The sequence below is a fragment of the Rhizobium sp. BR 314 genome, assembly GCF_047445805.1.
GTDB lineage: Bacteria > Pseudomonadota > Alphaproteobacteria > Rhizobiales > Rhizobiaceae > Rhizobium > Rhizobium lusitanum_B.
In genome coordinates this window covers 24,115-43,149 of record NZ_JARWLA010000025.1, presented here as the reverse complement: position 1 = coordinate 43,149, position 19,035 = coordinate 24,115, and the positions used below count along the sequence as shown (strand labels likewise).

General features: G+C 58.3%; 18 protein-coding genes. 16 read left to right on the top strand and 2 right to left on the bottom strand.

What is annotated here, in order from left to right; all coding sequences use genetic code 11:
• Positions 1-27: 27 nt before the first annotated feature.
• Positions 28-1,206 carry a cytochrome P450 gene (locus tag QD461_RS25255; protein ID WP_051043313.1) on the bottom strand — a complete coding sequence of 393 codons (1,179 nt, stop codon included), beginning with the start codon at positions 1,204-1,206 and terminating at the stop codon, positions 28-30.
• 754 nt (positions 1,207-1,960) lie between these two features.
• Here QD461_RS25255 and QD461_RS25250 point away from each other — a divergent pair.
• Entirely contained in the window at positions 1,961-2,983 is a 1,023-nt protein-coding gene (locus tag QD461_RS25250; RefSeq protein ID WP_240535393.1) for an L-histidine N(alpha)-methyltransferase, read from the top strand.
• A 606-nt stretch (positions 2,984-3,589) separates the two neighbouring features.
• Here QD461_RS25250 and QD461_RS25245 read toward each other — a convergent pair.
• Entirely contained in the window at positions 3,590-3,763 is a 174-nt protein-coding gene (locus QD461_RS25245; RefSeq protein ID WP_154660802.1) for a hypothetical protein, read from the bottom strand.
• Between the two features lie 17 nt (positions 3,764-3,780).
• Between QD461_RS25245 and QD461_RS25240 the strand changes: the two genes are divergently transcribed.
• From QD461_RS25240 to hypE, 15 genes are all read left to right on the top strand, one after another.
• Complete coding sequence (locus QD461_RS25240) at positions 3,781-5,724, top strand: flavin-containing monooxygenase (RefSeq protein ID WP_004112870.1); 1,944 nt, start codon at positions 3,781-3,783, stop codon at positions 5,722-5,724.
• A gap of 94 nt (positions 5,725-5,818) precedes the next feature.
• Positions 5,819-6,931, top strand: coding sequence for a hydrogenase small subunit (locus QD461_RS25235; protein WP_004112868.1), 1,113 nt, complete (start codon positions 5,819-5,821; stop codon positions 6,929-6,931).
• Positions 6,928-8,718, top strand: coding sequence for a nickel-dependent hydrogenase large subunit (locus QD461_RS25230; RefSeq protein WP_004112865.1), 1,791 nt, complete (start codon positions 6,928-6,930; stop codon positions 8,716-8,718). The genes QD461_RS25235 and QD461_RS25230 overlap by 4 nt, the downstream gene beginning before the upstream one ends.
• Positions 8,715-9,443, top strand: a complete 729-nt coding sequence (gene cybH / locus QD461_RS25225; protein ID WP_004112862.1) for a Ni/Fe-hydrogenase, b-type cytochrome subunit — start codon at positions 8,715-8,717, stop codon at positions 9,441-9,443. The genes QD461_RS25230 and cybH overlap by 4 nt, the downstream gene beginning before the upstream one ends.
• A gap of 1 nt (position 9,444) precedes the next feature.
• Positions 9,445-10,026 carry a HyaD/HybD family hydrogenase maturation endopeptidase gene (locus QD461_RS25220; RefSeq protein WP_004112860.1) on the top strand — a complete coding sequence of 194 codons (582 nt, stop codon included), beginning with the start codon at positions 9,445-9,447 and terminating at the stop codon, positions 10,024-10,026.
• Between the two features lie 141 nt (positions 10,027-10,167).
• A complete protein-coding gene (hypC, locus tag QD461_RS25215; protein ID WP_004112857.1) occupies positions 10,168-10,482 on the top strand; it encodes a HypC/HybG/HupF family hydrogenase formation chaperone in 315 nt (104 codons plus the stop codon).
• Positions 10,483-10,757: 275 nt separating this feature from the next.
• Positions 10,758-11,504, top strand: a complete 747-nt coding sequence (locus QD461_RS25210; RefSeq protein WP_051043299.1) for a hydrogenase expression/formation protein — start codon at positions 10,758-10,760, stop codon at positions 11,502-11,504.
• Entirely contained in the window at positions 11,501-11,935 is a 435-nt protein-coding gene (locus QD461_RS25205) for a hypothetical protein (protein WP_028754846.1), read from the top strand. The genes QD461_RS25210 and QD461_RS25205 overlap by 4 nt, the downstream gene beginning before the upstream one ends.
• 260 nt (positions 11,936-12,195) lie before the next feature.
• Positions 12,196-13,041, top strand: coding sequence for a hydrogenase assembly protein HupF (locus QD461_RS25200; protein ID WP_245305030.1), 846 nt, complete (start codon positions 12,196-12,198; stop codon positions 13,039-13,041).
• On the top strand, positions 13,034-13,375 hold the full coding sequence (gene hypA, locus QD461_RS25195) for a hydrogenase maturation nickel metallochaperone HypA (RefSeq protein WP_004112848.1): 342 nt from the start codon (positions 13,034-13,036) through the stop codon (positions 13,373-13,375). Before QD461_RS25200 ends, hypA begins: the two co-directional genes overlap by 8 nt.
• Positions 13,375-14,244: a hydrogenase nickel incorporation protein HypB gene (gene hypB, locus QD461_RS25190; RefSeq protein WP_004112846.1), complete on the top strand. Its 870-nt coding sequence runs from the start codon at positions 13,375-13,377 to the stop codon at positions 14,242-14,244. Before hypA ends, hypB begins: the two co-directional genes overlap by 1 nt.
• 2 nt (positions 14,245-14,246) lie before the next feature.
• The gene (gene hypF / locus QD461_RS25185; protein ID WP_004112843.1) at positions 14,247-16,520 is read left to right on the top strand and encodes a carbamoyltransferase HypF; all 2,274 of its coding nucleotides are present in this window, start codon (positions 14,247-14,249) and stop codon (positions 16,518-16,520) included.
• Complete coding sequence (locus tag QD461_RS25180; protein WP_004112840.1) at positions 16,511-16,738, top strand: HypC/HybG/HupF family hydrogenase formation chaperone; 228 nt, start codon at positions 16,511-16,513, stop codon at positions 16,736-16,738. The genes hypF and QD461_RS25180 overlap by 10 nt, the downstream gene beginning before the upstream one ends.
• Positions 16,735-17,892 (top strand): hydrogenase formation protein HypD, encoded by a 1,158-nt coding sequence (hypD, locus tag QD461_RS25175; protein ID WP_004112837.1) that lies wholly within the window; start codon positions 16,735-16,737, stop codon positions 17,890-17,892. The genes QD461_RS25180 and hypD overlap by 4 nt, the downstream gene beginning before the upstream one ends.
• Positions 17,889-18,935, top strand: a complete 1,047-nt coding sequence (gene hypE / locus QD461_RS25170; protein ID WP_004112828.1) for a hydrogenase expression/formation protein HypE — start codon at positions 17,889-17,891, stop codon at positions 18,933-18,935. The genes hypD and hypE overlap by 4 nt, the downstream gene beginning before the upstream one ends.
• Positions 18,936-19,035 lie beyond the last annotated feature (100 nt).

Genomic DNA, 19,035 nt, shown 5'->3' with positions numbered 1-19,035 from the left:
CTCCGAAGCTGCATAGCGGCGCTCGAGTTATGACCATTCCAGGACCAGATTTTCGATCCCGAACACATGGCCGCCATGGGTTATGGGGGCCGTACCTTCTTTGATACGGAAATGAGGAATATGAGACAGCCATTCCTCCAAGCCGATGATGATCTCCCGCCGGGCAAGGTGCGAACCAAGACAACGATGGGGACCTGCGGCGAACGCGGTGTGGCAGTTGTCCTCGCGTGCCAGGTCAATCACGTTGGGATCCTCGAACTCCGCCGGATCACGATTGGCAATCATCGTAGCGCAGCAAACATAATCCCCTTTGCGAATCGGCGCGCCTTCGAAATCGATATCTTTCGTTGCCACACGAATCATCTGTACGGTCGAATATGCCCGCAACAATTCTTCGGTTGCGAGCACGATCCGTTCCGGTTCACTGCGCAACAAATTTTGGTCTTTTGGATTGCGTGCCAGATGGGCCAAGTCAAAGCCGATCGCGGCTGCGACCGTATCGAGCCCCGCGACGAACAATAGTACGCCGATGCCACGGACTTCGTTTTCGGCCAGCAGGCGGCTATCGATCTGTGCCTGCACGACGAAGGTCATGAAGTCGCCTGCAGGCTCTTTCCGGCGCAAGGCCGCAAGTTCATCGATAAACTCCAGAATAGACCGAGCGGCTGCCGATCGTTGGACCTTATCTCCGTGGAGCAAGGCCTTCGCCCAGCCGACAAATACGTCGAGCCGCTCGTTCGGTAATCCCAAAAACTGAAGAAAGACGCCAACTGTGAATGGAATGGCAAAATCTTTCATCACCTCGCAGCTTTTACCCGACACGGAGATCTTTTCGACAATGGTGATCGCTTGCGCACGGATAGACGCTTCCAGCGCCATCACTCGTTTTGGCGAGAACAGGGGGTTAAGCAGGGAGCGAAAGATGCCGTGGGCCGGTGGATCAAGCTCGAGTGGGATCAACGGCCAGTCGTCACCGAGCGCAGAGGCGAAAATGCTGCGATTGCTGGAAAAAGTATCAGGGTCCTGCAGCACTTTGCGTTGGTCTTTGGCCCGGGTTCTGAGCCACGTGCCACGACCATCACGCGTATTGTGGAGTGAATAAAACACTGGTGGTCCGGCGTGAACACGAGCGGCGGCTCCATGAGGATCTCCATTGGAGACGCGTTGCATGCCGGGTGACGTGAACAAGCTGAAGTCGCTCACCATTTCGCGCGGAACATGATCTGGAATTGGGTCACCCACGAATTGATTTCTCCTGAACGGCGGCTGGCTGCATTAGCCCGTCATGTTCTTTGACGGCTGAAGTCCCATTGCCGCTCTTCATCTGCCGATCGAAAAGCCAAGAGGGCGAGTGGCGATACTCGGCAACTCCGGCTATTGACCGTCGCGATCTGGTTGTCCGGTCGATCGCGACCCGACATCCCCCGATTATGAGGCCACTCAAGGTGCCGGCAGCGCTGATCGCCTCGCAGAGAGAGTTCAAAATTCATGCCAGTTCCCTTTGGTCGGCCGAAAAGCGATCTTCCCGTTGCTCTTCGGCTATTTGATCCCGAGCAAGCTGAAAAAGCTTGTGTCGAGGAGCTAACAAAAACCGGTGAAACGCGATCGCGCTCGCGCAAGCAACTTGGCGTAGAGGTCGACGAGCAAACACGCGACATTACGGTGTCGCGCTTCCGACAATGCCGGACACGGTCAAAGGCGCATGAGTAGCACTTCATTGTTTTAAAACGATGTTCTGCCTTGGCCTGAATAATGCCTGAACCGCCGCCGACTTGCTGGAGGAGGAAAATCCGACAGTCGGCCCCACACAAAAAGGTGGGTAGCTGCAAAGACACCGCCATACGTATGGCACAGAAAGCCGCCGCCACGATCCGTGCGCTCAATGCGACGGGCAAAAGAATTTTTTGCGCAAAAGTTTCGCCTGTCGCCAATCCATCGCCACCCACAGAGGAGAGCAATTGTGAGCTTTCTTGAAACGAGTTTGAAGCTGTTTCAACAAAAATATGCGCCAGACTTAGGTCCAGAACAATACGCTCACCACACTGGATGTGATCGGGACGGCAATTCGATGAGCGGCTCGCTGTTGTGGGCAAGGGCTGAAACCCAGAGGATGAACAATGCGTTGGATACCGGGACAACCAATATGGTCGACGCCGAGATCAAGTTGGCACGAGACCTTCAGCAGAGAGTAAAAGAGTATGTCCGATGGCCTCAGGGCAAGCGATCTCAAAAAGGGGTGTCAATTCTCGACTTTGGCCCCGGAACAGTGCGAGCATTTCAGCAGAAGACCCTTCCCCTTGCAACGGAGTTGCGCGGAAAAACCTCACGTTGCGTACTGGTTGATCGCTCGAACGAGTTCCTCTCGGATATAGAGCGATCGCCACCATCGTTCGACCTGAAGATCGAGTTCATACGAGATGACATTTTTTCCGGGCGGCGCTTTTTTTCCGATGAGGAAACGGCATTGGTCGTCATGTTCGGGCGGACTTTTGGGAATCTTGCCGCTTCCATAAGTGAGGCTCCTCCGGTTGCGGCGGTTGTCCAGGCGTTGAGGAGGATATCGAACAGCGCTGAGAAGTGCTGGCTTGCGATCTCAATAGGCTCGGATCTGAGGTGGAATGTCGCAAAAGCCTACTACGAAGCGCATCCAGAATTTCAGCTAAACGTATTTTATCGAATGAAGGCAGAATTACCCGTCGACGATAACTTTGATCCAGGAGTGTTTGAGTATGAGGCGGATATAAGAGGTGATGACAGCTTCATGCAGGTGATCCACACCGCGACGGTGAATAGAAATTTGTCGTTTCGACTCAAAGGAAAAAGCATCGAACTTAAAAATGGTGATCGGCTGCATTTGAAGAACTCATTTTCTTTTTCGGAAGAGTTTTTCAGAGAATGCGCGAACCTGGCAGGGCTTGTGTCGGTTGATGTGCTTTCAGATGCCGCCGGCTCAGACATTCACGTGCTGGAAAAGGCGACCTAAGAACAAGTCCTGCCGCCGCTGCCGGCGAAGAGCCAATCCTTCGCATGCTATTGGCAATAACCAGCCATTCCACCCATGTCTGGCAACGATTTGTCGTGCCCTTTCGGCCAAAGCGCGAGGGAATATCGGGCATAACGGATTGGGCAACATTCGCGGCCGAGACGCTCGGCCCCGAACTCGATGTCCCGGCGAGGAGGTCGGCAGCAGTCCCTCGCGCTCGTCAGGCGGTTAACGGGTCAAGATCACTTGGCCTTGTCCGATATGCGACAATCGATCGATATGCAACGCCGGGCGGTTTGATCGATTATGTTGAACAAGAAAACATTTTTTCCTTTGGCACGCATATTGCTGCGAAGCATTTGCAGACGCGTCACGGTCCGACGGTACCGCATGGAGATGTCGAAATGTTAGCGCCAAATTATCTGCCGGGACCTATGCCCGGTCATCCGAGAGCAGAAGGCTCCAGATCCCGAAGAAGGAACAGGCCATGTTCGCCGAGGAATATCGAACGGTGGCCACGCAGACGCATCAGGTTGTACCTGGGTGGTCGCGACGAACGCACGAGCAAACCCTCATCGTCGTCATAACCTCTAATCTGACGGCGCCTCAATAGGCGGCTTTTTGTTCGCGGCGATCAATGCCGACCGGTCCGGCGCGTTTTGAATTGATATTTGCCGAATTGCTGCAGAATCTCCCCAAACGCCCGTCGTGGAACCCTCGAACTTGGACAGCAATCGCATCCAGGCGCGAGGCCTTGGACGATTGGTCCAGATCCTTCAACCGCAGGAACCTAATCCATGGCTCACTTTGAAGACATCGACCAGTTTCGTCAGCGTATCGCCGAAGCACTCCCTTCGGCCAATATCCCAACCTTGTTGCTCCTGCTTTATCAGTTCACAGGACGAGAATATTGGCTAGGTCCGCGGTTTATTCCTGCCAAGAGCGGCTGGGACGACAACGACTCCGGTGGTCTGGCAATCGAATTGCAGGCGGAGATTCGCGATGCAGCACTGAGCGCCATCATGGCTTGGCGCCAAGGCGTTCCCATCGCAAGGGCAGACTTATCGGCAGAAGAATTGATCCGCATGCTCTCCATGTCAGAAGCTGAGCCTATTCCGCCGGAATATGCTGACATGATGATCCACAAGCTGCGGAGGTATTCAGGCGCGGTTCCTGATCCGGTGTGTTTGCCGGACAACTTCCGCATACTTGTCATCGGAGCCGGCATGTCCGGCATCGCGGCCGCAGTTCGGCTGCGACAACTGGGCGTTTCTTACATCCAGATTGAAAAGCAGGACCGCACAGGCGGGGTCTGGCATTCACATCGCTATCCTGGCTGCGGGGTCGACACGCCCGGACATCTATACTCCTTCACGTTTGCCAGCGGCGACTGGAGTAAGTTCTTCCCGTTGCAGCAGGAAATTGATGAATATCTCAACCGGGTCGCCTGCGACTTCGGTATTGAAAGCTCAATCCGCTACGGCACGGAATGCCTGTTTTCTCGTTATGATGAGGAAAGCCGGACTTGGCATTCTCGATTGCGCTTGCCAGACGGGCGGGAAGAAACCCTTGTAACCAATGTGGTCATTTCAGCCGTGGGCGGATTTACCACGCCAAAATGGCCAAACATTCCCGGGCTGCGTGACTTCGACGGACCGTTGGTGCACACCTCCAATTGGGATCCCGGGGTTACGCTCGACGGCAAACGCGTGGCTGTGATCGGAAACGGAGCATCGGCAATGCAGATTGTCCCGGCCATCGCCGATCGGGTGAGCGCCCTGACAATCTTCCAACGATCGCGCCAATGGGCGGCACCCTTTCCAAAATTTCTTATGTCGGTTCCCGAGTCGATGCAGTTCTTGCTCCGCGCGGTACCACATTACGAATGGCTTTATAGGCTCCGGCTGAGTTGGATTTTTGATACTCAAGTGCACGAATCCCTGCAGAAGGATCCGGCATGGCCGCATCCCGATCGCTCTGTGAATGCGCTGAACGACGGCCACCGCGAGACGTGTACACGATATATCGAAGAACAGCTCGCCGGGCGGCCCGAGCTACTGGCGAAGGTCATTCCCCCCTACCCGCCGTTCGGCAAGCGAATGCTCCTGGACAATGGCTGGTACAGAACCCTTCTGAAGCCGCAGGTCAGTCTGGTGGACAGCGCTGCTGCACAGGTCGAAGGCAAGTCGATCCGAGCGATAAATGGCGACAGCCATGAGGCAGATGTTCTCATCGTCGCCTCGGGCTACGATATCACACGCTTCTTGCTTCCAGTTCAGATATTCGGACGCGATGGCGTGACAGTACGTGAGGCTTGGGACGATGACGACTGTCAGGCGTATCTTGGTAGCGTCATGCCGGGTTTCCCGAACTTCTTCATGCTCTACGGCCCCAATACAGCCCTCGGTCATCGCGGGAACTTCATCTTCACGATCGAAAGCCAGCTGGACTACGTGCTGAGCGTTCTGCGCCAGATGGGAGAAAAGAAGTTATCCGAGGTGGAATGCCGGCAAGACGTTTATCAACACTACAACCGGACGATCCAGGAAATGCACCAGAAGATGATCTGGAGCCATCCCGGCATGTCCACTTATTTCCGCAACGCCCGGGGGCGAATCGTAACAAACAGCCCTTGGCGCCTTATCGACTATTGGAACCTAACGAAGGAGGCAGACCTCAGTGACTACCACATCATGGGGAACGTCGGCTACCAGTCAAAGGCCTCGGCTGAAGCGGTTTGAAAAGCGGTCGCCACTCAGGGGTCGAGTTGAGATCGAGGATTAAAATCGCTCACTGAATAAAAAGGCCTCAGGGGTGGGAAGGTGGAGGAGCAGGATGGCCGCGACCGAAACGTTTTACGATGTTATCCGTCGCCAGGGCATAACCCGGCGCAGTTTCATGAAGTTCTGCAGCCTCACGGCGGCCTGCCTCGGCCTTGGCTCCGATACGGCCGCAGCGATGGCCGAGGCACTTGAAACCAAAGAGCGTGTGCCGGTGATCTGGATGCATGGGCTCGAATGCACCTGCTGCTCGGAAAGCTTCATCCGCTCCGCCTATCCGCTGGCCAAGGATGTAGTCCTGTCGATGATTTCACTCGATTACGACGATACAATCATGGCGGCGGCCGGCTACCAGGCCGAGGCGATCCTCAAAGAGACCAAGGAGAAGCACAAGGGCAAGTACATTCTTGCCGTCGAAGGCAATCCGCCGCTCAACGAAGGCGGGATGTTCTGCATCGATGGCGGGCGACCCTTCGTCGAGAAACTCAAATGGATGGCCGAAGGCGCCCTGGCTGTCATCGCCTGGGGAACCTGTGCCTCTTCGGGCTGCGTTCAGGCCGCAACGCCCAACCCCACCGAGGCGACGCCGATCGACAAAGTGATCCGCGACAAGCCGATCATCAAAGTGCCTGGCTGTCCGCCGATCGCAGAGGTGATGACCGGCGTCGTCACCTTCATCACCACGTTCGGCAAGCTCCCCGAACTCGATCATCAGGGTCGGCCTAAGATGTTTTATTCGCAGCGCATCCACGACAAGTGCTATCGGCGCGCTCATTTCGACGCCGGCCAGTTCGTCGAGGAGTGGGACGACGAAGGCGCGCGCAAGGGCTACTGCCTCTACAAGATGGGCTGCAAAGGCCCGACCACCTATAACGCCTGCTCGACCGTTCGCTGGAATGGCGGCGTCTCTTTCCCGATCCAGTCGGGTCATGGCTGCATCGGCTGCTCGGAACAAAATTTCTGGGACGCAGGAAGCTTTTACTCCCGACTGACCGAGGTCAGCCCATTCGGCGTGGAAGCCACTGCAGACCAGGTGGGCATGACCGCAGCTGGTGTTGTCGGTGGGGCGATTGCTGCCCATGCTGCAATCAGCGCCGTCAAGCAGGTCACCGCCAAGCGCGGGAAAACCGGTCCTAAAAACGGCAATGGACAGGAAAGATCACGATGACCATCCAAACGCCAGATGGCTTCACGCTCGACAATTCCGGCAAGCGTCTTGTGGTCGATCCTGTAACCCGCATCGAAGGCCACATGCGGGTCGAGGTCAATGTCGACGAGGACAATATCATCCGCAATGCCGTTTCCACCGGCACAATGTGGCGAGGCATTGAAGTCATCCTCAAAAATCGCGATCCACGCGATGCCTGGGCTTTCACGGAACGGATCTGCGGCGTCTGCACCGGAACCCATGCGCTCACATCGGTGCGGGCGGTTGAAAATGCGCTCGGCATAACCATTCCGGAAAACGCCAATTCGATCCGCAATCTCATGCAGCTGGCATTGCAGGTTCATGACCACGTCGTGCATTTCTATCACCTGCATGCGCTCGACTGGGTGGATGTCATATCTGCCCTCACGGCCGATGTGAAGGCCACCTCGGCGCTTGCCCAATCGGTGTCCGATTGGCCATTGTCTTCGCCGGGCTACTTCAAAGACATCCAGACACGGCTGAGAAAGTTCGTCCAATCCGGCCAGCTTGGTCCATTCAAGAACGGCTACTGGGGCAATCTATCCTATAAGCTGCCGCCTGAAGCGAACCTGATGGCCGTAGCACACTATCTCGAAGCCCTCGATTTCCAGAGGGAGATCGTCAAGATCCACACGATCTTCGGCGGGAAAAATCCGCATCCGAATTGGCTGGTCGGCGGAGTGCCCTGTCCGATCAACCTCGACGGCACGGGAGCCGTCGGCGCGATTACAATGGAACGGTTAAACCAAATTTCGTCGGTGATCGACCAGCTGATCGAGTTCAACGAGAAGGTATACCTACCGGACATCATGGCGATCGGTTCCTTCTACAAGGATTGGCTGTTCGGCGGCGGGTTGTCGGGCAAGAACGTGCTTGCCTATGGCGACGTGCCGGAACACGCAAATGACTACACGGAGGCGAGCCTGAAGCTTCCGCGCGGTGCGATCATTAATGGCAATTTCAACGAAGTCCTGCCAGTCGACCATTCCGATCCAGAGCAGATCCAGGAATTCGTCAGTCACTCCTGGTACGAATATCCGGACGAGGCCAAGGGCTTGCATCCCTGGGACGGTGTCACCGTGCCGCATTACGAGCTTGGGCCGAATGCCAAGGGCACCAAGACCAACATTCAAGAGCTGGACGAAGGCGGAAAATATTCTTGGATCAAGGCGCCGCGCTGGCGCGGCCACGCCATGGAAGTCGGCCCGCTTTCCCGTTGGGTCTTGGGCTACGCCCAGGGCAAGGCAGAATTCAAGGATCCCGTCGACAAGGTCCTGAAGGACCTCGGCCTGCCGACCGCGGCGTTATTTTCGACACTAGGGCGTACCGCCGCTCGCGCGCTCGAATCCGTCTGGGCAGGCCGGCAGATGCGCTATTTCCACAACAAGCTGGTCGCCAATATCAAGGCCGGCGACAGCGCCACCGCCTTCATCGACAAATGGAAGCCGGAGACTTGGCCTTGCGAGGTCAAGGGCGTCGGCTTCACCGAGGCCCCGCGCGGCGCCCTCGCACACTGGATCAAGATCAAGGGGGGCAAGATCGACAATTATCAATGTGTGGTGCCGACCACCTGGAACGGTAGTCCGCGCGATCCGCACGGCAATATCGGCGCGTTCGAGGCCTCACTGATTGACACGCCTATGTCGGATCCGTCGCAGCCGCTCGAAATCCTCCGAACCCTCCATTCCTTCGATCCGTGCCTTGCATGCTCCACCCATATCATGAGCCCGGACGGACAGGAAATGGCCAAGGTCCAAGTCAGATGAGGAGGACGATCATGAGCATCTCTGCTATCTCAAACGCCGATGACGAACGCGCCAGCGAGCGCGAAAACGTGTATGCCTACGAGGCGCCCGTTCGCCTCTGGCACTGGATAAACGCTTTCTCCATCCTGGCGCTGGCGCTGACGGGTTATTTCATCGGCAGCCCATTGGCGGCGGCACCCGGCGAGGCGAGCGCCAATTTCCTGATGGGCTATATCCGTTTTGTCCATTTCGCCGCCGGGCAGATCCTGGCCGTGGCCCTGATCCTCAGAATCTACTGGGTCTTCGTCGGCAACGTGCATGCACGCCAAATCTTCTACGTTCCCTTCTGGAGCGGACGGTTCTGGAGCGAATGGCTGCACGAGGTGCGCGTTTACACATTCCTTACTGGACGCGCGTTGAAATATGCTGGCCACAATCCGCTGTCGCAATTCGTCATGTTCGTGACGTTCACGCTGCCGCTGACATTCATGGTGATCACCGGATTTGCGCTCTATGGCGAAAGCGTCGGCCACGACAGCTGGGCATACAGGCTGTTTGGTCGGGTATTCTTCATCTGGCCGAACAGCCAGTCCGTTCATACCCTTCATCATCTGGGAATGTGGGTGATCCTGATCTTCGTGATGATCCATATCTATATCGCGGTACGCGAGGACATCGTCAGCCGCCAGAGCATCGTTTCGTCGATGATTTCGGGCGAGCGGCTGTCCAAGCACAACGAGGACTAGGATGGACGAAGCGAACTCTCGCAAACCGAACGTTTTGGTGCTCGGCATTGGCAATATTCTCTGGGCGGACGAGGGTTTTGGCGTCCGCGCTGTCGAAGCCTTCCACCAGGCCTATGCGGTGCCGACCAACGTCACCGTGCTCGACGGCGGCACCCAGGGCCTTTATCTCGTGCAATATGTCACCGAAGCCGATCATCTGATTGTATTCGACGCGGTCGACTTCGGTCTCGCGCCCGGCACGCTGAAGATCGTCGAGAATGACGACGTGCCGAAATTCACCGGCGCCAAAAAGATGAGCCTGCACCAGACAGGCTTCCAGGAAGTTCTGAGCGCTGCCGACCTTCTCGATCGCTATCCCGCAAGACTCGCACTGATCGGCTGCCAACCGGTGGACCTCGATAGCTGGGGCGGACCGGTGACTGAGCCCGTCAAATCCGTAATCCCGGCCGCCGTAATGGTAGCCGCCGGCATCCTGGAGCGATGGGGCGTCGCCATCAGTTCGCGCCGCACCGCCGCGCCCGCTCTCCTCGCCAACGACATCGATTTTGCACATTACGAGCGGCGAGCGGACCGGGCGAATTGAGTGGTTCAGGGGGGTTCCGATGCAACCGAGGCAGTCGTCGGTTGCGTTCCTGTTCGCCGGCTGCATCCAAAACCCAAGGACCCGCGCGAGAACCCTTCCGGTTCCCAATATCATGAACCCAGGCAGATCGAGGGGCTGATTGTGTGCATAGGAATTCCGATGCAGGTGACTGGTGGCGAATTTACAGCGGAGTGCGAGCGCCACGGATCGGTTTTTGCGATTTCGATGGTGCTGGTCGGCCCGCAACCGGTTGGGACGTACGTTCTTACTCATCTAGGATCTGCGATCCGGGTGCTCGATGCCGACGAAGCACACAAGATCGACGATGCGTTGGCCGGTCTTGCTGAAGCGGTCGAAGGACGGTCATTCGAAACGCTATTTGCCGATCTTATCTCCCGCGAGCCGGAATTACCGTTGCATTTGCGGGAAAACTGGCAGTTCGTATTTCTCAACTGAACGCAATCTCCTCTTCCTTGTCGGCCACATGTTCATGTGGACTGTCCAAGGGCAGCCGGAGACGGACGAGATCGATCCTGCTGGCTGCGGGCGGATTGCTGAATATTGCGAAGCGTAACGCGCTGCCTCAGCATCGGGGCCGCGTGTGCGCATCCGCATAAGACCGCGACCGGAATTTTCCTTCAGATCAATACGACCCATCTTTCTCAGCAACTGGTACGCCGCTTGCAGATCCCAAGTGCGAGAATGAATTACACGCTGATTTGGAGCAGACAATGCCAGCCTACCCAGTTGGCTCCCTAAACGGCCGAAGCTGCCGAGCCGCAATGCTCATATCCGACATTGCTGCAACGCTTGCGGTGCAAAAAGCCGGCCAGCCGGGGCAGCTATTCGACATTTTCGAATTCGACGACGATGACAAGAAATTGGTCACGCAGACGCTCGGCAAGGGCGAGGTTTGCGGGGTAGCGGCGCTGCCCTCCGGGGTCCTGGCGCAGTTCAAGGAAGCGGTTATGGCCGGCGTCTGGCATATGCGCTTTACCGACCCCGCCGGCGACCTCATTGCGGAATATATCGAGGTCGGCCCGATTCCTATGACGGTGCGGAGGGCCTGCACGGCGCTGCCGGCCTTGGTCTCACATGGACCTGCGCCGCCTGGCGCTATGAACGTCATGCCGGTGCTGACCGAGATCGGTGACCGCATTGTCCAGTACCGGGATGGCGATCCTGCGCACGCTATCATTTTGTCGTTGTTTCCGATGAGCATCGAGGATGTGAATTTCCTGCAGGTCACGCTCGGAGCCGGTCCCGTACAACTGACATCACGCGGCTACCGCACCTGTCGCGTGACGGCAGCAGGGGCCCGAAACGTTTGGTCCGTACAGTTTTACGACAACATGGATGAGATCGTCCTCGACATGCTGCAAATCGTCGACATCCCATCCCTCGCCCTCGCGACTGAAGAGGATTTCCGCGACTCCGCCGCGCGCCTGCGTGATGTCGAGGAGGCTTATTTCAAATGATCAGCTTCGAGAATCTCGTCACGCATGTGACCGTTTCGGATAAGGATAGGGTGAAAGGCGGCACATGCTGGACGTCTATGCGCCCGCGAAAGGCGCTTCGGAAACGAGCTTGCTGGCATTCGGCGGGCGAACGACCGCATCGTCGCGACGCCACGGTTCATGATTTTGGCTGCTGTAGGCACGACTCGGAATGTGCGGGCAGGCGTGATCGAATTCATCGCCGGCAAAAATCCGAGACGACTGGCGGTTTTGATTCCTGCTTGCTGTTTTTCATGGCCTTTGAGTTTGAAACGATGGGGACGGTGTTGAAGGCGATGCGCGCATTTTTCAACATCGTTGCGCTCGCGCCGCCATCCCATCCAACCGCCAGCCCCATGCGCCGTGATCTGCGTTGGAGGGTTTTCCGAGCGCTTCGGGAGCTTGTTGCATGACCTATCTCCTTAGCGCCGGCTCGATCCGGATCGATGTGACGGTGTCGCAAGCGCTTGCCTGTTTCGTGGACGTGAGGGTCAACCGCCCGCAAGAATTGGCACGCATGTTCATTGGCCATCGACCGGAAGAGGCGCCCATGCTTGTCGGATGGGTTTTTTCGCTCTGTGGCTATTCGCAATCGGTGGCGGCGCGCCTTGCCATCCTGAATGCAGCCGGCCTACCGATGCCCATCGAGGAGCAGCTCGCGGCGGTGGCCGGATTGCTTGCCGAACGGATATTCGAAACTTTGAGGGCGCTGATTTTGCACTGGCCCTCATCAATATCGTTACGTCTGGTGGCTGACGCGGGCCAATATCTGCGCGGCGCCCTGGCCGCGTCGCAGGCAATCATCGGCCAATCGCGAGAGAAAAAAGTGAACCATAGTGCCCTGGCTGCCAACGCGCGGCGGCTTGCCGATGCAGCAGAGGGGCTCGGCATCTCGAAAGACGACGGATTGTCGCCGGATGGCACGGCTTGCGCGGCGATTTTTCGAGATATCAAGGACGACCGAACTTTTTCAGGCCGGCGCCCTGATCCGCTGAGTGCCGCCGATGATGCCGAAGTTATTGCCCATCTTTGCAAAGATGCGCACTACTGCGCCTTGCCGCATCTTGCCGGTCGGGTCGTCGAAACCGGTGCTTATGCCCGGCATTGCGACACCAGCAGGCCAGACGATCCGCACCTTAGGCAACGCTTCATGGCACGCATAGGCGACGTTGGCCTTTGCTTGAAGCAACTCGCGCATCTTGCCAAGGGCCAGAATGATCCTTCCGAACTGATGGCCGGTGGTTCGGTGCCCGGCGACGGCGGCTTTGGCGTGGTGGAATGTGGGCGTGGCAGACTTTATCATCAGGCCGAGATCGACGCGAACGGGAAACTTTGCGCCTACCGGATACTGGCCCCGACCGAATGGAATTTTCATCCGGCCGGTCCATTTGTCAAAACCCTACTGTCATCGCGGATCGGTGCTCATGAATCAGCAGCCCGGTCAGTTTATCGCCTCGCGGCTCTGTTCGATCCCTGCGTCGAGTTCAAGCTTAACGTTCGCGATGCCGCGCATGCATGAAATGTCGTTGATGGAGAGTGTGATCGCCATCGTCTGCGAGATGGCGCAGCTAAATGGTGCGAGCGCAGTCAAATCGATCCGCCTCGATGTCGGTGTCTTGAGCCATATCAATCCGGATTCGCTCCTGTTCTGCTACGAAGCTGTGCGGCGTGGGACGATTGCCGAACATGCCGCACTCGAAATCAACCGCATCGCCGGCGAGGGCTGGTGCCTCGATTGTGGGAAGACGGTGCCCCTCGATGAGCGATTTGGCGCCTGCCCGGATTGTGGGCGGTATCAGGTGCAGGCGACGGCGGGCGATGAATTGAGGATCAAGGACATGGAGGTGATCTGATGTGCACGGTATGCGGCTGCGAGATGGCAACATTGGAAGATGGCAAGAGCAAGACAGGCGCGCAAGGCGACCATGATCATCATCGCGGTCACCTGCACGATCATGGACATCCTCATGATCGTCACTACGCGGAACACGGTGCGCTCCAACATCATCAACGGATTGCCGGCGTGCATGTCCCGGGCATGAACCCGGAGCGCATCGTCCAGATCGAAAAGGACATCCTGTCCAAAAACAATGCCTATGCTGCCGAAAACCGGGCTCGGTTCGTTCGTGACAGCATCTTTGCGCTGAATTTCGTTTCAAGCCCCGGGTCGGGAAAGACCAGCTTTCTGGTGCGCGCCATTCACGACCTCAAGGACCGAATGTCGATCAGCGTGATTGAAGGCGACCAGGAGACCTCCAACGATGCCGCACGCATCCGCAAGACCGGTGTTTCCGCAATCCAGATCAACACCGGCAAGGGCTGTCACCTCGACGCCCACATGGTCGGCCACGCGGTCGAGGACCTGGCGCCCGAGCCCGGTTCAGTCTTGTTCATCGAAAATGTCGGCAATCTTGTCTGTCCCTCCGCTTTCGATCTCGGCGAGGCCCATAAGGTCGTGGTGCTTTCGGTTACCGAGGGCGAGGACAAGCCGCTCAAATATCCCGACATGTTCGCGGCCGCCGACCTGATGATTCTCAACAAGTCCGACCTGCTACCGCATCTCGACTTCGATGTCGGGCGCTGCATCGCTAATGCGCTGCGCGTCAATCCACGCCTTCGCACTCTCACGGTTTCTGCGCGCAGCGGCGACGGCATGGAAGCGTTCTATTTCTGGCTGGAGGCTGAGGCGGCCCGGATCGCGAAAGCTTCGCAGGTAGTCTGACGATGGTGAGCACCTTGGCATCCATGGCGGAAGATCGTGTCCGGCGGTTGCGAGTGCGTGTGCGCGGTGCCGTGCAAGGGGTGGGATTCCGGCCGTTCGTCTATAGGCTTGCGAGAATGATGCAGCTTACCGGCTTCGTGCTCAACGACAGCGCCGGCGTGCTGATCGAGGTCGAGGGCACCGCTGTCGACTGCTTTGCGGAACGCGTCTGGAAGGAGGCGCCGCCGCTTGCCCGCGTCGATACCGTCGATAAGCTGGAACTGGAGCCGGCCGGCGACGAAACGTTCGAAATCCTCGAAAGCGTCGGCGGCCGTGGCGCCACGCGCATTGGCGCCGACGCTGCCACCTGCGTCGAATGCCGGCACGAACTGAATGATCCGGACAACCGCTTTTTCGGTTATCCTTTTGTCAACTGCACTCATTGTGGCCCGCGCTTCACCATCACCCGTGCGCTCCCCTATGATCGCGGCCGGACCTCGATGGCTGCGTTCCCGATGTGCAGCGCCTGCGGCGCAGACTATGCCAACCCCGAAAGCCGGCGGTTCCATAGTGAGCCCCTCGCCTGCCCGGCTTGCGGCCCACAGCTTAGCCATCCTATCGCGGAGGTCTCCGCGCGGCTCATGAATGGCCAGATCATTGCGATCAAGGGCGTCGGCGGCTTCCAGCTCTTCTGCGACGCACGCAATGATACGGCGATTGATCGTCTCCGACGACGCAAAATGCGCGACGAGAAGCCGTTCGCGATCATGGTGCCGGACATTGAGACAGCCCGAATACTTGCCAGGCCCTCGCGGGCGCAAGAGGATTTGCTCGCCTCGACCGCCGCCCCGATCGTCCTTATCGAGGCGCGTGATCACCTTTCCAAGCTCATCGCTCCCGGCCTCAGTCGGATCGGCCTGCTGCTCGCCCATGCGCCGGTGCACCACCTGTTGTTTGCCGCGTTTGCAGCAGAAGCGGCCGGCGCTCCCGCCGCTCTGATTGCGACCAGCGCCAATCCGGAGGGTGAACCGCTCGTATCAGATAATGACGATGCCATGCATCGGCTTCCCGGGGTTGCCGACCTGATCGTCACACATGACCGTGACATTGCCATTCGCGCTGACGATTCCGTCATGCAGGTAATTGACGGCGCGCCGAGCTTTCTGAGGCGCGCCCGGGGTTTTGTCCCGGAGCCGGTCGATCTTGGCGAGGACGGCCCATGCGTGATTGCCACCGGCGCGGACTTCAAAAACGCGATCTGCGTGACACGGGGCCGGGAAGCGTTCCTGTCGCAGCACATCGGCGGTCTCGACAATGTCAAAGCGATCAGATTCCAGCGGGAAGCCCTCGAGCATCTCTGCTCTATCCTTGATGTCAGGCCCGAATTTGCTGCCTGCGATCTGCATCCGGATTTTCGTTCAGCGCGGATCGCGGAACATTTGGATTTGCCGCTTCTGCCGGTGCAACATCACCTCGCCCATGTCGCGGCCGTGGCGGCGGAACATCATGCCGGCGGGCCGGTCCTCGGGCTTGCACTCGACGGCCACGGCTATGGCGTCGATGGCAGTAGTTGGGGAGGCGAAATGCTGGTCGTCAACGGTCCTCGCTGGCGACGGCTCTCTTCGCTTCTGCCCTTGCCGGCGCCAGGCGCCGGCCGGGTCGCGCGGGAGCCCTGGCGCATGGGAATTGCCGCTCTTCAGGCCGCCGGCCGGCGCGACCTTGCGGCCACGCTTTGGCCCGGACATCCTGGTGTCGCGCAACTTGATGCGATGTTTTCCCGCGGCTTGCAATCAGCCGATACGTCCAGCTTGGGGCGGCTATTCGATGCAGTGGCTGCGATAGCGGGCGTCCGCCTCGTCCAGAGCTACGAGGGGCAGGCAGCAATGGAACTCGAAGCACTCGTCGATGATCCCCAATGTCTTGCCGGGGGCTACAGTCTCGCCGATGGCCTGCTTGATTTCCGACCCCTCATCATCCATCTGGCGGAGCGGCAGCTTGGCCGCCGAAAGGCCGCAGACCTATTCCACGGCACGCTGATCAGCGGCCTCGCCGATTGGGCTTCCCTTGGTGCATCGCAGGCTGGCACGCGAGCGATCATGCTCGGCGGCGGCTGCATCACAAACCGCATTCTGGCCGAAGGTCTTTCCAGCGCCTTGCGCGACCATGGCCTCGAGCCCTACCTGCCGCACCAGATCCCGCCCAATGACGGGGGTATAGCGCTCGGTCAGGCCGCCTTTGCACGGCACGTCATCAAACACGACTGCGCCCAGAACTGGGAGCACCGGACATGTGCCTAGCCCTACCGGTCCAGGTGGTGGAATTGCTGCCAGACAATATGGCCAAGGTAACGCTGGACGGCGTCTTAAAGGTCATATCGATTGCACTCGTGGAGGATGTGACGCCCGGTGACTATCTCATCCTCCACGTCGGCTACGCGCTTGCAAAGATCGAAACTGAAGAAGCAGAAAGGACGCTTGCCTTGATCCGCGAAGCTGCCCTGGGAGGTCCGGCGTGAAATATATAGACGAATACCGCGATGCCAAGCTCGCCAAAGATATTGCTCGCCAAATCGCAGCGGCGGTAGATCCGGCGCGCAGCTATCATTTCATGGAATTCTGCGGCGGCCATACCCATGCAATTTCGCGCTATGGCCTTGAAGACCTGCTGCCGTCCAATGTGCAGATGATTCATGGACCGGGATGTCCAGTCTGTGTGCTGCCGATCGGCCGCATCGACGCAGCGATCGCGCTTGCCATGTGCCCAGAAATCACACTTTGCACCTATGGTGACTTGATGCGTGTACCATCCTCAAACGGCTCGAGTCTGCTCAAGGCCAGGGCGACCGGCGCCGATATTCGCATGGTCTATTCGACACTCGATTCGCTAAACATCTCCGAAGCCGAACCGAACAGGCAAGTCGTCTTCTTTGCCATCGGTTTCGAGACCACGACGCCGCCGACGGCGCTGTCGCTGCGGTTCGCGATCGCTAAGGACCTCGCAAACTTTTCGATCTTCTCAAACCACGTGCTAACACCGGCTGCGATCCAGACTATCCTTGAAAACTCCGATGCTCGCACGCTCGGCACTATCAAGATCGACGGATTGCTCGGCCCTGCACATGTCAGCACCGTCATTGGTACGCAGCCATTTGAAGTCCTTGCCGAAGAATATAACAAGCCGATCGTGGTGGCAGGCTTCGAGCCGCTCGATGTCATCTATTCAATCCTGATGCTCGTCCGCCAGGTCAATGAGGGCGTCCATAAAGTCGAGAACCAGTATATCCGAGCCGTGACCACCCTTGGCAACGAGAAGGCGAGGCGCGAGATCGCCAATGTCTTCGAATTGCGGGAAAGCTTCGAATGGCGGGGACTGGGCGCGATTCCCCAAAGTGGGCTTGGCCTCAGGCCTGGATATGCCAAATACGATGCCGAGAAACGTTTCGACGTCGTGACGCCGGCGGCAAAAGACAATCCGGCCTGCGAATGCGGCGCCATCCTGCGCGGTGTGAAGAAGCCGTCCGACTGTAAGCTGTTTGGTAAGGTTTGCACGCCCGATTCGCCGATGGGTTCCTGCATGGTGTCGTCGGAAGGCGCCTGCGCCGCGTATTGGCTCTACGGCCGTTTCGGCAGGCAGGGAAAGGCGGACGAAAGCAGCAGGACGATCGCATGACCACGAAAGCCAAAAGGTCGCGGCTCGACCTCAGGAACGGACGCATCGATCTCTCGCATGGGGCGGGGGGGTGCGCCACGGACCAGTTGGTCAAGGGCATTTTCCACAGGGCCTTCGACAATGACTGGCTCCGGGCTGGCAACGATCAGTCGGCATTTGCGGTTCCGGCAGGGTGCATGGTGATGACCACCGACAGCTATGTTGTCTCGCCGCTGTTCTTTCCGGGGGGCAATATTGGCTCGCTTGCGGTGCATGGGACGATTAACGACATTGCCATGGCCGGCGCATGCCCGCTCTATCTTTCGGCAGGTTTCATTATTGAAGAGGGGTTTCCGCTCGCAGATCTTAATCGAATTGCCGACGCCATGGGAGCGGCCTCCCGCGCGGCAGGTGTGCCAATCATCACTGGCGATACGAAAGTGGTTGAGCGCGGCAAAGCCGACGGCGTGTTCATATCCACCTCCGGCATCGGCATGATTCGAGCCGGTCTCGACCTACGCTCCGATGCCGCGCGGCCAGGCGATGCGGTCATCATCTCTGGTTCGATAGGCGATCACGGCGTCGCCGTGATGTCGAAGCGCGAGAACCTGGATTTCGATACGGACATCATATCGGATTGCGCTGCGCTGCACGGGTTAGTAGCGGCAATGGTCGAGGTCGCCGGATCGTCAATCAGGCTGATGCGAGATCCAACGCGCGGTGGACTTGCGGCGACACTCAACGAAATCGCCAATGCCTCAAATGTCGGCCTCCGCATCGACGAGGAGACCATTCCGATCAAACCGGAAGTAGCCGCGGCCTGCGAATTGCTCGGCCTCGACCCGCTCAACGTCGCCAACGAGGGCAAGCTCGTCGTATTGGTGGCGCCAGAGTTTGCGAATGCGCTGCTCGCCGTCATGCGCGCGCATCCGTTGGGTGCGCAGGCCGCATTGATCGGCCATGCCGAGGATGACGACCATTGCTTCGTCCAGATGGCGACGTCGTTTGGTGGCAGTCGCATTGTCGATTGGCTATGGGGCGAACAGTTGCCGCGGATCTGCTGAGCACGGCTGTGCATATCGCTTCACGCAAGACGGCGTGCCCGGAGCCAGCAACGAGCTTGGTGAGCAGCTTTAATGCGTACTTTCCATACGCACTCCCTCC

Bases quoted from the DNA above. Each gene is read 5' to 3' on its own strand.
- QD461_RS25230 (WP_004112865.1), top strand. From the start codon at position 6,928: ATGACCATCCAAACGCCAGATGGCTTCACGCTCGACAATTCCGGCAAG.
- hypA (WP_004112848.1), top strand. From the start codon at position 13,034: ATGCATGAAATGTCGTTGATGGAGAGTGTGATCGCCATCGTCTGCGAG.
- QD461_RS25180 (WP_004112840.1), top strand. From the start codon at position 16,511: ATGTGCCTAGCCCTACCGGTCCAGGTGGTGGAATTGCTGCCAGACAAT.
- cybH (WP_004112862.1), top strand. From the start codon at position 8,715: ATGAGGAGGACGATCATGAGCATCTCTGCTATCTCAAACGCCGATGAC.
- QD461_RS25220 (WP_004112860.1), top strand. From the start codon at position 9,445: ATGGACGAAGCGAACTCTCGCAAACCGAACGTTTTGGTGCTCGGCATT.
- QD461_RS25240 (WP_004112870.1), top strand. From the start codon at position 3,781: ATGGCTCACTTTGAAGACATCGACCAGTTTCGTCAGCGTATCGCCGAA.
- QD461_RS25205 (WP_028754846.1), top strand. From the start codon at position 11,501: ATGATCAGCTTCGAGAATCTCGTCACGCATGTGACCGTTTCGGATAAG.
- QD461_RS25210 (WP_051043299.1), top strand. From the start codon at position 10,758: ATGCCAGCCTACCCAGTTGGCTCCCTAAACGGCCGAAGCTGCCGAGCC.
- QD461_RS25235 (WP_004112868.1), top strand. From the start codon at position 5,819: ATGGCCGCGACCGAAACGTTTTACGATGTTATCCGTCGCCAGGGCATA.
- hypB (WP_004112846.1), top strand. From the start codon at position 13,375: ATGTGCACGGTATGCGGCTGCGAGATGGCAACATTGGAAGATGGCAAG.
- hypE (WP_004112828.1), top strand. From the start codon at position 17,889: ATGACCACGAAAGCCAAAAGGTCGCGGCTCGACCTCAGGAACGGACGC.
- QD461_RS25255 (WP_051043313.1), bottom strand. From the start codon at position 1,206: ATGGTGAGCGACTTCAGCTTGTTCACGTCACCCGGCATGCAACGCGTC.
- hypF (WP_004112843.1), top strand. From the start codon at position 14,247: ATGGTGAGCACCTTGGCATCCATGGCGGAAGATCGTGTCCGGCGGTTG.